The organism is Cytobacillus depressus, from assembly GCF_008923245.1.
GTDB lineage: Bacteria > Bacillota > Bacilli > Bacillales > Cytobacillaceae > Cytobacillus > Cytobacillus depressus.
Genome location: NZ_WBOS01000018.1, coordinates 65,386 through 79,407, shown reverse-complemented (window position 1 = coordinate 79,407; position 14,022 = coordinate 65,386). Strand labels below are relative to the sequence as shown.

Sequence of the window (14,022 nt, the reverse complement as noted above, 5' to 3'; positions counted from 1 at the left end):
GTTCACAAAACTCCTCAACTGATGTTTTCTTCCAGTAAGGGGTCCCTCCAAGTTTCAGATCTGGTTTAGGAGTTTTTCCGCGGTTATTGTAAACATTTAATTTAGGCTTATCATTTTTTCTGGTTACCGTTTGTTTTGTTCAAAGAAAAAAATTAAGGAGACGTTTTTAAATAAATAAACCTTTATAAGAAGAAACGTTTATTCTTTCCTTTATTCGTTAGTTACATCCCCTTCTTCAAAAGCTCGAACTTTTTAGTCTTTCTCCTAGATATTTATTAGTCTTTATACTATAGGAATTATTCCTTCAGAAAAACATTCAAATAAGAGGTTTAATGCGGTCGAATGGCTCCGTGAGGCCTGCTTCATGGGGGAAAAATAGTCACTCACGGTGCGGCGGTGATTGCAGGTGGGGTTGCTGCAATGACTGCCGCAGACAAATGACTCTCAGCTACCTTATTATTAAACATGATAACTTAATAGATTATAAACGTTTATTTATTTTCTTGGTTTAATGGCAATATTTCATTTACAGATAAATATTTTATACCAAGACAACTCATTGTCCCACTGTTATTTTATGCTTTTCCCCCATTTTTATTTGCTTGGAGAATGATAGACTTTTAGGCAATGTGACCGATGCCAAGCTTGCAAGAATGGCAAGGATCCCCGCAGCACCAAACGAAATGAAATGAGTTCCGAACACTTCGAACCCCCAGCCCCCCATGAATGAACCGATGGCTGCTCCGATTTGATGACCTACAAAATATGCGAATCCATTTAACATTCCGAGTAAACGCACTCCATATAAATCACTTAAAATCGCTGTGGACATCGCAACGGAACCGGCCCATACCAACCCTCCAATAATGGAAACGAGAAAGAGCTGCCACGTAGTCGCCGATAAAACTAAAGCGAAAAATCCAAGTCCACGAACAAAATAGATGATAAATAAAAGATTTTTCCGTGGAAAACGGTCCGCAAGCTGGGCTAAAAACAATGTGCCTATGATAGCGACAACCCCGATCATCCCTATCCCAAACGAAGAGGTCATTGGTGAAAAATGATGATCTATCAACATCGGTACCCCATGGGACCCTAATAGATTCATCCCAAATCCACAAGCAAATAATCCAAAAACAATCTTCCAATATGTCTTTGTCATTAATGCATCTTTAAATGTAATGGCTGGTTCTTCCCGGCTTATTTTCTCGCTGGCAGAACCCGTACCGTCAGCCCCATCCGGAACATCTTCCCTTATAATAAAAATGGCCGATGGAAGAACAAGGAGAATAAATATTCCGCCAAATATTAAGAGGGTGTTCTGCCAGCCGACAAGGCCAATCAGCCATGTTTCAACAGGCGTCATAATGGCAATACCCGCCATTGCCCCAGTAGTTAAATAAAAAAGAGCCTTCCCTCTTTGACGGACAAACCATTTACTAATGATGGGCGATAAAGTAATACTACTTAAAAAAGAAAGTCCGATTGAGAGGCAAACACCAAATGATAGCAAGAATGAAAGCATCCCTTTGGCATTAACCGTCCATACAGTCGAAATACATACAATGGCTAACCCCACCAATAACACAATACGGGTATTATAAGTTTTTAATAGAGTCCCAGCTAGCAGCATGCCAATTCCATAAACAATCATTCCAGCTGAAACAATAAGCGAAAATTCCGTTCGCGATAACCTTAAATCATCCATAATTGGATTTACAAAGGGGCCGATGCCCATCCGCAACCCAGTTGTAAGCAACACAATAATCGAAGCAGCGATCACAATATACCAACCAAAATAGAGGCGATTATTTTTTTTCATGCTGTACTCCCATTTCAAATTTTTTTGCAAATATTTCATTTACATAACCTTAGCATCAAACACATCCTCTCATAATAAATTCGTTTTCAAGGTCGAATACTAAATATTTAGACTCCCTTAATAAATATATTAATTTGCTTTCTCCAAAATTACAAAGCATAAAACTGTCATTCGAATCAAAAGAACATTAGTCACTCGCCCCGCATCTTTCCTCCCCTCCTTTTTAAAAGACTTTATCCATTTACCTGGTCGAAAGTACAGAATCTTCAATGGAAGATAGTGTATAATTTTAATGGTAAGGGAATAAAAAAGCTAAAAATAAAATAAACAATATGTGTAAGCGCTCGGTCTTTTTTATAAGATAAGAAAAAACTGTTCAAGTTAAGAAGATTTAAATTTAAGTATATTAAGTTTCTTTAGAAAGCGTGATTATTATTGAAAAATGGTAGTACTTATCTATTAATGATTTTAGTTATGATACTCTGGGGGTTTAATGTTTCAGCTATAAAAATAATCGTTGGTTATTTTCCACCCGTATCAATTTCGGCCCTCCGCATTTTTACAGCCGGACTCGCAGTATTTGTGATTTTGGGTTTTTTGAAGAAAATTCGAAAGCCTAGCATATCAGAATGGAAATTTATTGTTGCGGGAGGATTATTAAATATATCAGGCCACCATTACTTTTTATCATTAGGTTTGACAAATACATCGGCGACAAATGGTGGCTTAATTTTAGGCTCGGGACCATTGTTAACAGCATTACTAGCAGCTATATTACTAAGAAGAATTCCTTCGTTTACTCAAGTACTCGGATTCCTCATTGGGGGTTTAGGGCTTATTTTTATCGTACTATCTGGTGGTAATGGACTATCAGAACTTTCATTCGGTGATCTATTTATATTTTTAGCTATTTTCGTTCAAGCCCTTAGTTTTATATTAATTAGTAAGGCGACAAGAACATTGGATCCCTTATTATTAACAGGATATATGCTTATTATTGGTAGTATTTTTTTATTTGTAATCAGCCTTTTGAAAGAACCTGTTGGACTAAAAGGTATTTTTCATGCTCCTCTTTATTTTTGGGTCGTCTTTCTTTCATCTGCCCTTCTAGCAACAGCTTTTGGAAATATCATTTATAACTCTTCCATTAGTAAAATTGGTGCAGCGGAGACTTCTATTTTTTTAAACTTAAGTACATTTTTCTCTTTAGTTGGAGCCTTTGTCCTATTAGGCGAACAGATTACGTTATATCAAACACTCGGTTGTATTCTAATAATAATTGGCATCCTTTTTGGATCAGGGGCTATAGAGGAGATAATGCAGAAACGTAGAAAAAAATTCATAAGACAAGGAAAAAGCCAGAGCAAAAGCATTTAAATATCTAGATGAAAGGGTTCCTCTAAAAAGGAACCTTTTTTTAATGCTGGTTACCATTTGCTTTTTTTCAAAATTACATTGATTGGAAAAGCTGAAGATAAGGCGGCATTTTTTAATAAATCTTCATAGGAAGAAACGTTTATTCTCTCCTTTATTCGTTGTTTGAATCCTCTTTATCCAAAATCTCGAACTTTATAGTCTTTCTCCAAAAAGATATATAATAGAAGAAACTAGGATTAATAATTAGCAAGATTAAAATTGATTTTATTCTCTATAGCGCTTTATTGTTTTTTACCCAGCCGTCGCTTTAGCAATTATGTAATCGAGATGGCTTCTTCAAGTGCAATTTAACTTTCTACAAATCAATTTTACTTTTTCTGGAATATCAATTGGAATTGTAAACTATCTTCATGGTTTATTAAGTTAATTTACAACTCATCACATAATATACATTATATACGTTCATTCTTTCTTTCCTTATGTTATACTCATCATATAATGTATAAAATACATATCGATCTAGTACCCTATTGAGTACCTTAAACTCGTCATATAAGTGAAAGGCGTGAATGAATTGTTTTCATCATACATTTCCTATCTTCAAGAAAAAGGAAAATCGAAAAATACCATTATTTCCTATACAAATGATCTACATTCTTTTTTTGACGATTTACATATTCGGCCAGATGATTTTGTCACAGCAGCTGATGTTCGAAAATGGATCCATGAAATGTTACATCCCGTGGACGTAAAACCATTGGCCATTTCAACCATCAACCGGAGACTAAATTCGCTGCGGAGTTTTTATTCCTGGGCAATCAAGAATAAAAAACTGCAGCAGAATCCGATGAGCGATATTCAAGATTTAAAAACAGCTGATGAGGACAATGAAACCATTATGTGGCTGACAGAAGAAGAGTTCGAAAATCTCCTCTATATAATAAGGAAGAAACCCGTCAAAAGCAGAGGCGTAAATCTAGAGGAAAAGTACCGGAGAGACCGGGCAATTATTTATTTGCTGACTTATGCTGGTCTTCGCGTTGATGAGCTATCCAATTTAAAATTGACGGATCTCGATTTAGATTTGAAGCGTATTCGAATTGTAGGAAAAGGGATGAAGGTCCGGACGGTTCCTATTTCGAATACGCTGCTTGCGGAAATCCAGGACTGGTTAAGCTACCGGGCAGAGATGGCTAAACAAAAGATGCATGTAGCAGACTCTCCGTATGTGTTTTATAGCCAGCGATCGCCGAAGTTTACTGTCCGAGGAATCCAGACAATGGTTGAGGGTTATAATCTACCGAAGAAGAGATTAACGCCGCATATGTTTCGGCATACTTTTTGTAAGTGGATGTTGAAAGCAACGAATAATGATATTGAGAAGGTACGAAGATTGGCCGGGCATAGTAATATTGCGACAACTAGCAGATATTTGAAAGATTCGTATAGTGATTTGGCGGATGCGGTGGATGCTTTGCCGAAGTTTTAGAAATAAAGTTGGCACCTGAATTATTCTTGTCTTTCTCATAGAAGAATAATAAAAAGCATTTATAAAATATAATGAAGAAACTTAACAAAAACATAGTATAAATCAGGAGGAAAAATATCATCAGGATCAGGTGTTTGATACTATGTCAAGAACATAAACACAGTGTTTCTTGACATAGTATCATTGTATTGCCGTTTTGCTCTTTTTTGTTAGATTTCAGCTTCATCATACTCATAACTTAAGACTGTTCCGTCTGGTAACTTTTCAGCTGTCAACCGGTTTACCAATATATGAAACATAGCCCTCCTTTTGTCGGTACATTTACCGTATTCTACGAAGTGCTTTTTTCAATATGACATTCTTTAATAAAAATAGGATAGGCGGTTAGCGTCTATCCTAACAATTGGAACATCAATCTGCTTTATGATATTTAATATCCACATATCTGAGTGCAAATAGCGCTATTATTGCCGCTATAATTATATATGCACTAATCGCGTAACCACTCTCAAATTTATGAAGAAGAAAAGTGGAAATCAAAGGAGCAAATCCTCCTCCAATAACGCTTCTTAACATGAATGTGATAGCTGAGCCGCTGTACCTAAGATGCGCTGGAAAACTCGAAGCAATTACTGGGGCTAGTGGTGCCCACATTGTCGAATGAATGATAAATGCAACTATAATTGCTAGGAAAATTAAGCCTGTGCTTTTCGTATTCAATAAGTAGAAAAATGGTAAAGCCCAAAGAATAAGTAGTATATTACCAAATCCAAGAATTTTTTTAGGATTTATTTTATCACTAACATATCCAGTAACAAAAATAGATACAACAGCGATCATTGCCCCTACTAATGTTGCGTTCACGAAAATTGATTTATCTAGTCCTAGATGTGTGATTCCATACGTTGTCGTATAAAAGGCAAATACGCCAAAAGCAATATCGCTACTTACATTTGCAAATACGCCTGACACTACTTGTTTAGGATAATCTTTAATAACTGAAATAAATGGCAACTTCGGCATTTCTTTTTCATTAAGAACCTTTTGGAATGAAGGCGTTTCCAATAAATTCATTCGAATGAGTAACCCAAGAATAACTAAAGCTAAACTTAGAATAAATGGTACTCTCCAACCCCATGTTTGGAAGCTATCGCCTGAAAGCGTAATGAAAAGGGATGTGACTGCAGTTCCTAGTATTAATCCAAGCGGCACGCCAATTTGAGGCAATGTGGCCATAAAACCTCGATTATTTTTTGTTCCCCACTCCATTGAAATGAGAACAGATCCTGGCCATTCCCCTCCAATCGCAATCCCTTGAATAAATCTAAGGACTGTGACTAATACAGGTGCCCATACCCCAATACTTGCAAAGCCAGGTAGTAAACCGATAAGAACTGTCGTTATCCCCATGATGATTAAGGTAGCGATTAAAGATACTTTTCTACCAATTTTATCACCTAAATGCCCAAAAAATATTCCGCCTATCGGCCTAGCGATATATCCAATCGCATAAGTTGAAAACGTTAATAATGTAGCAACATAGGGATCATGCAGCGGAAAAAATAATTGTGGAAAAATAATGGCAGCCATAGTTCCATACAGGAAGAAATCATACCATTCTATTGTTGACCCTAAAACACTCGAGATACCGGCAATTCTCTGTTGCTTAGCGTGATCAATATGACCGTTTTGAACATTCTTTTCAGCAAGATTACTCATAAACATTTCTCCCCGTTTATTTGGATTGATTTTCTCCTTATAACCCTTGTTTATATAAATGCGGTACCCGACTAGTGAACACTGGTACATTTTCTCGAATTACTACTGTTTCCTCAACCTTAATTGAAGTCGTTAGGGTTTCCTCCTCAGTAGTCGATCCTTCTATTAAAGTGTCTCCCCAAGGATTAACGACCATGGAGCTCCCGCCATAAGTAACTTCTTTATACGTACCGACATTGTTGCATGATACAACGAACATCTGATTTTCAATAGCGCGAGTAATTTGGATGTTTTTCCAATGTTTCAGACGGGCTATCGGCCATTCTGCAACAATAAATAATACTTCTGCACCTTCCAAAGCAAGCGGACGGATAATCTCTGAAAAACGAAGGTCGTAGCAAATGATTAGTCCCATCTTGATACCATCAAGCTCAAATACCTCAGGTGCCTTTTGTCCGCCTGTTAAATATTCTGGTTCATTTAACATTGGCACCAAATGAACCTTGTCGTATTGGTATACGACTTCTCCCTGACGATTTATAACAACTGCTGTGTTATATACTTTTCCATCAACTTTATTGGCAAAAGAGCCTCCAATTATATTGATATTAAATGTTTTAGCCAATGACTGAAGAAATGCCACAGTCGCCTTCCCATTATCATCAGCATGAATGTGAATGTCCTCCAATGTATAGGAAGTTGTCCACATTTCCGGCAGGACAATCACATCTGGTGCAGAACTCTTTATTTCCTTTTCCAACCATTCTTCGACTTTTTTAAAGTTTTCTAATGGATTTCCAGGAACAATTTCCATTTGATAGATTGAAATTTTCATATTTTTATTCCTCCGAATCTAAACGTGTAATTGCATATTCAGCATGTAATTCAGTGCTTCGAACCTTATCTATAAATGACATTTTGAATTTTGAACCGTATTTAAAGCCTTCCAATAACGGTACAGTTCCTGAGAATACAACGATATTTTTGAAGGATACATCTTTTTTATTTAGGAATCCCTTTATTTCATTCAAAGGGATAATTTCGTTAATTTTTGCTTCTTGGTAATTCTGCCACTCACCATTTAAGTACACTTGTGAGGTTAATATTAGGTCATCCCAATGATCAATGACATGATTAAGATTCCAAGCCTCTCGAGCTATCGGTTTATCACAAATTTGTTTCGATTGATTAATATCAATCGTTTCCAATGAACGGTCTGTATGATCGCTTCCAACTGTTATGTATACTTCGTCTTCAGTATCTCCAAACACTAAAACGATTTCGGCTTCACCACTTGTCTTATCCCCAAGTACTTCTATTTCCTCAGTCTGACTAAGGCTGTTTCGGCGAACTGGATAAAGGGTAGGAACTTCGGCTGGTCTAGGAACCCCAATTTTTTCTAGTTCAATAATGTGCTCCATTGTTTTTTCAATATTTCGTCCCGCGTAACCAATGCAATATACATGGTTAACCTTAATCTCCTTTTCTACGTTGTTAACAGTTAATGGTAATAATATTGAGTTCATTGCTTTAATTGTTTTCATTTTTTCTCCTCCTAAATTTGATAACGCTTTCAAAGTGCGAAAAAAATTTCACTTACCTTCGACAATGTCAATGGATTCCTTTGTCTGAACCAAGTGTTCTTCCATTAACTCTGTTGCTTGTTTAACATCCTTTAGTTCCAAAGCTTCTACAATTCGCAAATGTTCTTCTAGGACTTCCTCCATACGGCCATTTTTGGCTAATGCCTTGTGCCCTATTAATCTTGTTAAATTGTATAAATTTAACAAGATATCTTCTAACAAGTGCTGTTCAGCAAAGTAAAGGATTTTTCTATGGAATTTTTGATCCAATTCAATAAATTTTATACGATCGTTTTTTTCCATAGCCTTTTTCTGCTGCTCAATTACTTCTTTTAAAAATTGAATTTGATTAGCAGTGATACTTGGAATAACTCTTCTCAATCCTTCCGTTTCAATTGAAACCCTAAGAAAAATAATTTGATCCTTTTCGCTCGGTGTAATTTCCCGAACCTTTAACCCTTTCCTAGGAACAGCTACTAATAGACCGTCTTTCAATAAGTCACCTACTGCCTCTCGCACGGGAGTACGCGAAATATTAAGAGAGTGAGCAAGGATCATTTCGGTAATAATCTCATCCTTTTTAATGTTCCCGTTGAAAATAGCATTTTTAATCTCGTCATAAACAATTTCTTTTGTTGTCTGGGGTTTAATTGGATTTACATTTAGACTAATCGACATTGATACACTCCTATGTATTATGTATTATGTATTATGTATACATTACACACCATTCATAATACATAGATATTTTCGAATTGTCAATCTATTTTGTTTACCTTTACAATTGCTAAATTTATAAAAATAGGTATCAAAAGCAAGGCGAAGAACTACTAATCTATCTCTACACTTATACCTTTTTAAGAATGAAAAGAGGATGCCTTTTGGCATCCTCTACTTTTAACTATATAAAAATTTAGGTTTTCAATTGTAATTATCTCTTTATTTGTTCTGATATTCCAATGAGTGATAGTATATTGTCTTTAAAAAAAGTTTGATCATTATCCACTTATGACGCTCTTTAACAATAGCCCTTTAATTGAATAGCTAGAAGTTCTTCATTTGCTAATTATTTTTATTTCTTTAACAGGGTAATAGACAATGTTTGTTGTTCCTACTACTTTTTCCATCGAGACAGCTCCGATACGACGACTATCTTCACTGTGTCTTCGATTATCCCCCAAAACAAATAAATGCCCTTCTGGGACCACTTCACTTCCTACTGGCGTCTCTTTTAAGGTAAATGAATTAGTTAATGGTCCTGCATCCCTTAACCCGTTTTGATATTCCTCCAAATACGGTTCATCGTTAGCCTTTCCATTTATATATAATGTATCGTCTTTATGGGGTATCCCCAGCAAATCGCTTTATTCGTAATGCCCCTTAAAATAAAAATTTATGTTATATAAAAAGAAATAAAAAAAGAAATCAACGTTTCTTCTTTTATTTCTTTTAGCATTGTGTATGGTTAATCTTTTTTCTCTATATTATGATCTCTTTCACTCTTCACTTCTAACTCAAGTTCACTGTTTCTCTCCTCATACCCCTTACTCACCTTTGAGATTTCGCTATATAACTCTCTAATCTTCTCAATCAACCGTTCACGTTCATTTGAATATTTTTTCTTTAATTCCTCATTTTCTTCAGCAAAAGATTGATATTTACTAACCAAATCACTCAATGTATCGTTTTTCTCTTTAAATTCATCAATCAACAACCGGTTATTATGATTAACTGACCGCACTTCTTCCAGTTACTTCAATAATTCGTCTTTCTCTTTTTGGAGGGTAGCAGCCTCTTGTTTAGATAATTTTGCTTCCTCTACTACGGCAGCTGCTTTCATCTGATATTCATTAATAATAGATTCCCTTTGCTCCAATTTCTCTGCATATTCTTTCACAGCATGATCCTTTATATAAATAGACCGCTGAATCATATTTGCAACGAGTTTATAGATTCTTGTCGTATGAATCTCTAATTCGGAAATATCCTGGCTTTAATCAGTTGCTCCCTGTTTGATTGCATTTATTTCTGTCCAAGAGACTGCTTTTTCAAACCATTCTTTGGCCGAAATGCCGCTTGATTCAATCATTAACTCCGCGCTCACGGCAGCTAAATCCTGCGGCATTCGCCCGACTAGGGCCGATAAAAAACATATTCATCTATAACATTTTTGGTCCCTCAAATAAACTAATGTATTTATCATCTCCTGAAAGAAGACTCCCTCTTCAATCATGTGAAGGGCAAAGCCCAATGATAAGTGGGAGATGAATTACGGTTGGCGCTAGCCAAAGGCTTCCTCATTATGTTATTACGGGAACACACGCTCCTATAAAGTGAGGTGAAACAATGTTAGTCCATAAAGCTTTTAAATTTCGTCTCTATCCAAATAAAAAACAGACAGAACTCATCAATAAAACCATCGGATGCTCCCGCTTTGTATTTAACCTTTTTCTTGGCAAACAAAAAGAAAAAGATGCTTGCTGGCATATTGTCGAAGAAATGAGACAAAACGGTCAACTTCCTACAAATAATTGGAAAGGTGATTGCTTTAACAAATATGAAACGGTTAAATCACTTCCAGAATTAAAAAAATATTACCCTTTTTTAAAAGAAGTAGACAGTATTGCCTTACAAAAATATGTTGAGAATTTAGCGGATTCCTATGGCCGTTATTACAAAAAGCAGAATAAACAACCTCGATTTAAGTCAAAAAAGAATCCTCTGCAGTCCTACACAACAAAACACACCAATGGAAACATCGCTATCATCAATAACTACATCAAACTTCCTAAATTAGGGAACGTTCGCTTTGCCAAAAGTCGTGAAGTTTTTGGTCGTATTTTAAGTGCGACGGTCAGACGTAATCCGTCAGGAAAATATTTTGTTTCCATTGCCACTGAAACAGAAGTGGCAGAATTGCCTAAAACAAACTATTTTGGTTCGTAAGCAATAATAAATGCTTTGGGATCTAATTCCTTAATAGTTTGGTAAAGCAACAATTCATATTTCCGGGGAGTTAGAATCTGAAGTGCCATTCGATCTCCTTCAAATCCGTTTACAGCCCAGTTTGTAACCCCATTCTGAGACACTTCCGGAATTATGAGAAGAGAAAAGGAACCAGTGATTTAACACTGATTCTTAACAAATCCGAATTTTATATTGTCAACTATTCAGATCGCGATGCACAGGCACCCTTCTTATAGGCCCTTGATACTATAAAACCAGTATTACTTTTTATAATAACGCACCTCAAACATTGTACATCCCTCCAAGGACTTCCAAGGTCCATGTTCCATTCCGGGCGGTCGAGATGCTACCATTCCCTTTGTAAATTCCTTGTTTAAAGTTAAATCGATTACCGAGCCATCAATGATGTATATCTCTTCCCAATAATCATGAACCTGGACGCCGTTTGAAGAAGTATCAGTTCCAGGTTCAAATTCTAGAATTCGAGCAAGATCCCCCAATTCCGAATCCTGTGAAATAACCCTTTGTGATAATCCTTTAACTGATCCTCCAATTAATTCCGGCTTAATACTTTGGTATTGAATAAATTCTACTTGTGGTCGCGACAAATGAAACGCCTCCAATTATTATTGTTAATTCACATGTTCCCGCTACTCTGTAATTAAATATAGCTGAGTGCACCATTATCAACCACTTAACAAATTTACCGGGAACAATATAACTTTCGGCAAATATGTAATGATAAATAAGATGATGATAAGTATAATAATCTGCGGCACAAGATATTTGAACATTCTAGGTACGGTTATTTTACCTATAGATGCGGTTACAAACAAACAGTCCCCAAGTGGAGGAGTAACCATTCCAATAGTCAAGTTCACGGCAAGAATGATTCCAAAATGAATTGGGTCAATACCTGCTGCCAAAACTAATGGTAAAAATAAAGGATCATTTCGGTAATAATTTCGTCCCTATTGATGTTCCTGTTGAAAATGGCATTTTTAATCTCGTCATAAACAATTTCCTTTGTTGTCTGGGGTTTAATTGGTTTTACATTTAGACTATTCGACATTGGTTCACTCCTATGTATTATGTATACATAATACATAGATATTTTTGAATCGTCAATTTATTTTGTTAATTCTTTCAATTTGGACCCCAACAATTAAATGTTGAATTTTATATTTTTGGAAATAAATGACAATAGTTTAATGAAAAAAGTAGATATGCTTAGGTTTAACGCCGAATTTATTTATAAAGAGTGCCAAATTGGACCCCTATTAGAATTGTAGGAAAAGGCATGAAAGTCAGTCCGAACGGTTCCCATTTCGAATACGCTGCTTGCAGAAATCCAGGACTGGCTCATCTTATATGAACGAGCATACCTGCTTGTTCATATAATGTTTAAAAGTAACTTTGGGGGAATGAACTTGGCTATTAAGAAGGATGGTATCCGTATAGTTTCCGTTACAGGCGGGATTGTCAACTTCGGTGGGGCTGTTTTTATTAAACCGATATCTGTATCAAAATCAATTATTGGGCCTGGGGGAAGCAACGCGGGGGCAATAGTTATAACTAATTCAAGATAACGGGGTGTTACCAGTGTAGCATCATTACCCGCAAAGTAGATGTTGAAAAAAGGAAATATTTAAGCGGTAATTTCGAATAAAGTTCCAATAACTCCACTGTTTTAGGAACTTTTTCACCTCTTACTTTGCGGTTTGTGTAAGCTACGCTGGTATCGGTCCAAAAAGACCGGCCTTGATTTAATAGTTTAAGTACATTGCCTCACAATCTCTTATTTTTTCGATTAAAGTCGAGATTTTGGCCCCTTTCTTTGCTCGTCAGCCGTACAACATCAAAATATCAAAAATGGATCCAAACTAAGTAACAATCAATACATAGGTTAGGAAAGGAAGAAACTAAACCTTTTTCTCCCTTTCCTTTTGACTTAAGGTAATCAACAAAAAATCCGTCTTATCTCCTTAAAAGTATTAGGTCATTCTACTTTCGGCTTTTCCTGTATTCAACTGCCTCTCATAAATTCCGAAATGATTTTTTCTAATTAAATAGTCACTTACTTAAAAATTACCAATTATATATACATAAATCAGATTTATATAATTCTATAAAATTAAAACAATCTGAAAATACCATTGACACTATCGGTGTGATGAATTTATAATTAACTTACGATATCTGATGTATCAGATATTAGATATTAGAATTAGCTTAAAAATCGATAGTTTTGGAGGTGAAAAATAATGAAAGACTCTAAAGTAGCTATTGTAACGGGAGGAGCATCTGGCTTAGGACTTGCTGTCGTGAAACAACTTGTAAATGATGGGATCTCCGTGGCAATTGTAGATATTTCAAATGAACAAGGTGAAACTCAAGAAAAGGTTTTAAAAAATGAAGGAATGGATGTAAAATTCTTTCGTTGTGACGTAACAAATCAAGAAGAAACTAAACAAGTCGTGAAGAAAATTGCTACTCATTTCGGCAAAGTAGACATGCTTGTTAACTGTGCTGGAATGATAAGACGAACTGCAGCAGCGACATTACTTGAAAAAGAACTTGACCTTATTCTAAGCACAAACCTACAAGGTAGCGTACATATGTGCCAAGCTGTTCATCCATATTTAGTTGCCAATGGTGAAGGTAGTATTGTAAACTTTGCCTCCATGCTTGCCCATTACGGAAGTAAAAATCTTTTATCATATGCCGCCTCCAAAGGTGGGATTGTTCAAATTACAAAGTGTTTAGCAGTTGAATGGGCAGATGATAACATTCGTGTAAACGCTGTCAGTCCTGGATATATCAAAACACCTCTTTCCTCTGGAGCAACACAAGACCCAATATTTAGAGAAAGAATATTATCCCGTACACCTCAAAGAAGATTTGGTACACCGGATGAAGTTGCATCTGTAGTAAAATTTCTTCTTTCTAAAGATGCGAGCTTTATTACAGGTGTAGATCTTCCAATTGATGGCGGCCTTTTAGCAGGTGATCCGTCTCTATATCCGCCTGTAACACAAATGCAAATGAATTAATTTATAAAGGGG

At 35.9% G+C, this 14,022-nt stretch carries 15 protein-coding genes and 2 pseudogenes; 5 read left to right on the top strand and 12 right to left on the bottom strand.

What is annotated here, in order from left to right:
- Nucleotides 1-556: 556 nt before the first annotated feature.
- The gene (locus F7731_RS22285; protein WP_151536997.1) at nt 557-1,822 is read right to left on the bottom strand and encodes an MFS transporter; all 1,266 of its coding nucleotides are present in this window, start codon (nt 1,820-1,822) and stop codon (nt 557-559) included.
- Between the two features lie 435 nt (nt 1,823-2,257).
- Between F7731_RS22285 and F7731_RS22280 the strand changes: the two genes are divergently transcribed.
- Nucleotides 2,258-3,199: a DMT family transporter gene (locus tag F7731_RS22280; protein ID WP_246197399.1), complete on the top strand. Its 942-nt coding sequence runs from the start codon at nt 2,258-2,260 to the stop codon at nt 3,197-3,199.
- Nucleotides 3,200-3,773: 574 nt separating this feature from the next.
- Nucleotides 3,774-4,688 (top strand): tyrosine-type recombinase/integrase, encoded by a 915-nt coding sequence (locus F7731_RS22275; protein ID WP_151536996.1) that lies wholly within the window; start codon nt 3,774-3,776, stop codon nt 4,686-4,688.
- 411 nt (nt 4,689-5,099) lie between these two features.
- Here F7731_RS22275 and F7731_RS22265 read toward each other — a convergent pair whose 3' ends face one another.
- The 7 genes from F7731_RS22265 to F7731_RS26625 form a co-directional block, all read right to left on the bottom strand.
- Nucleotides 5,100-6,407: an MFS transporter gene (locus tag F7731_RS22265; protein ID WP_151536994.1), complete on the bottom strand. Its 1,308-nt coding sequence runs from the start codon at nt 6,405-6,407 to the stop codon at nt 5,100-5,102.
- A 37-nt stretch (nt 6,408-6,444) separates the two neighbouring features.
- Nucleotides 6,445-7,242, bottom strand: coding sequence for a carbon-nitrogen family hydrolase (locus F7731_RS22260; RefSeq protein ID WP_151536993.1), 798 nt, complete (start codon nt 7,240-7,242; stop codon nt 6,445-6,447).
- A gap of 4 nt (nt 7,243-7,246) precedes the next feature.
- Nucleotides 7,247-7,951 carry a DUF2848 family protein gene (locus F7731_RS22255; protein WP_246197397.1) on the bottom strand — a complete coding sequence of 235 codons (705 nt, stop codon included), beginning with the start codon at nt 7,949-7,951 and terminating at the stop codon, nt 7,247-7,249.
- A 48-nt stretch (nt 7,952-7,999) separates the two neighbouring features.
- On the bottom strand, nt 8,000-8,668 hold the full coding sequence (locus F7731_RS22250) for a GntR family transcriptional regulator (protein WP_151536992.1): 669 nt from the start codon (nt 8,666-8,668) through the stop codon (nt 8,000-8,002).
- 377 nt (nt 8,669-9,045) lie between these two features.
- Entirely contained in the window at nt 9,046-9,348 is a 303-nt protein-coding gene (lepB, locus tag F7731_RS22245) for a signal peptidase I (RefSeq protein ID WP_151536991.1), read from the bottom strand.
- A gap of 107 nt (nt 9,349-9,455) precedes the next feature.
- Nucleotides 9,456-9,731 carry a hypothetical protein gene (locus tag F7731_RS22240; protein WP_151536990.1) on the bottom strand — a complete coding sequence of 92 codons (276 nt, stop codon included), beginning with the start codon at nt 9,729-9,731 and terminating at the stop codon, nt 9,456-9,458.
- Nucleotides 9,732-9,740: 9 nt separating this feature from the next.
- On the bottom strand, nt 9,741-9,887 hold the full coding sequence (locus F7731_RS26625; RefSeq protein ID WP_170289781.1) for a hypothetical protein: 147 nt from the start codon (nt 9,885-9,887) through the stop codon (nt 9,741-9,743).
- Nucleotides 9,888-10,336: 449 nt separating this feature from the next.
- Here F7731_RS26625 and F7731_RS22235 point away from each other — a divergent pair.
- Nucleotides 10,337-10,921 (top strand): annotated as a pseudogene (locus F7731_RS22235) (helix-turn-helix domain-containing protein); the annotation flags it as partial.
- Here F7731_RS22235 and F7731_RS22230 read toward each other — a convergent pair.
- The 4 genes and pseudogenes from F7731_RS22230 to F7731_RS26620 form a co-directional block, all read right to left on the bottom strand.
- Nucleotides 10,921-11,067: pseudogene (locus F7731_RS22230) on the bottom strand (DUF2179 domain-containing protein); the annotation flags it as partial. The pseudogenes F7731_RS22235 and F7731_RS22230 overlap by 1 nt on opposite strands.
- 150 nt (nt 11,068-11,217) lie before the next feature.
- Nucleotides 11,218-11,565, bottom strand: coding sequence for a cupin domain-containing protein (locus F7731_RS22225; RefSeq protein ID WP_170289780.1), 348 nt, complete (start codon nt 11,563-11,565; stop codon nt 11,218-11,220).
- Between the two features lie 78 nt (nt 11,566-11,643).
- Nucleotides 11,644-11,883, bottom strand: a complete 240-nt coding sequence (locus F7731_RS22220) for a TRAP transporter large permease subunit (protein ID WP_151536988.1) — start codon at nt 11,881-11,883, stop codon at nt 11,644-11,646.
- A gap of 2 nt (nt 11,884-11,885) precedes the next feature.
- Nucleotides 11,886-12,029: a hypothetical protein gene (locus F7731_RS26620; RefSeq protein WP_170289779.1), complete on the bottom strand. Its 144-nt coding sequence runs from the start codon at nt 12,027-12,029 to the stop codon at nt 11,886-11,888.
- 358 nt (nt 12,030-12,387) lie between these two features.
- Here F7731_RS26620 and F7731_RS22215 point away from each other — a divergent pair, with 358 nt between their 5' ends.
- Both F7731_RS22215 and F7731_RS22210 read left to right on the top strand, forming a co-directional pair.
- Entirely contained in the window at nt 12,388-12,546 is a 159-nt protein-coding gene (locus F7731_RS22215) for a spore germination protein (RefSeq protein WP_170289778.1), read from the top strand.
- Between the two features lie 675 nt (nt 12,547-13,221).
- Entirely contained in the window at nt 13,222-14,010 is a 789-nt protein-coding gene (locus F7731_RS22210) for an SDR family NAD(P)-dependent oxidoreductase (RefSeq protein ID WP_151536986.1), read from the top strand.
- The last annotated feature ends 12 nt before the right edge of the window (nt 14,011-14,022 follow it).

Bases quoted from the DNA above. Each gene is read 5' to 3' on its own strand.
- F7731_RS22285 (WP_151536997.1), bottom strand. From the start codon at position 1,822: ATGAAAAAAAATAATCGCCTCTATTTTGGTTGGTATATTGTGATCGCT.
- F7731_RS22265 (WP_151536994.1), bottom strand. From the start codon at position 6,407: ATGAGTAATCTTGCTGAAAAGAATGTTCAAAACGGTCATATTGATCAC.
- F7731_RS22260 (WP_151536993.1), bottom strand. From the start codon at position 7,242: ATGAAAATTTCAATCTATCAAATGGAAATTGTTCCTGGAAATCCATTA.
- F7731_RS22255 (WP_246197397.1), bottom strand. From the start codon at position 7,951: ATGAAAACAATTAAAGCAATGAACTCAATATTATTACCATTAACTGTT.
- F7731_RS22250 (WP_151536992.1), bottom strand. From the start codon at position 8,668: ATGTCGATTAGTCTAAATGTAAATCCAATTAAACCCCAGACAACAAAA.
- F7731_RS26620 (WP_170289779.1), bottom strand. From the start codon at position 12,029: ATGTCGAATAGTCTAAATGTAAAACCAATTAAACCCCAGACAACAAAG.
- F7731_RS22210 (WP_151536986.1), top strand. From the start codon at position 13,222: ATGAAAGACTCTAAAGTAGCTATTGTAACGGGAGGAGCATCTGGCTTA.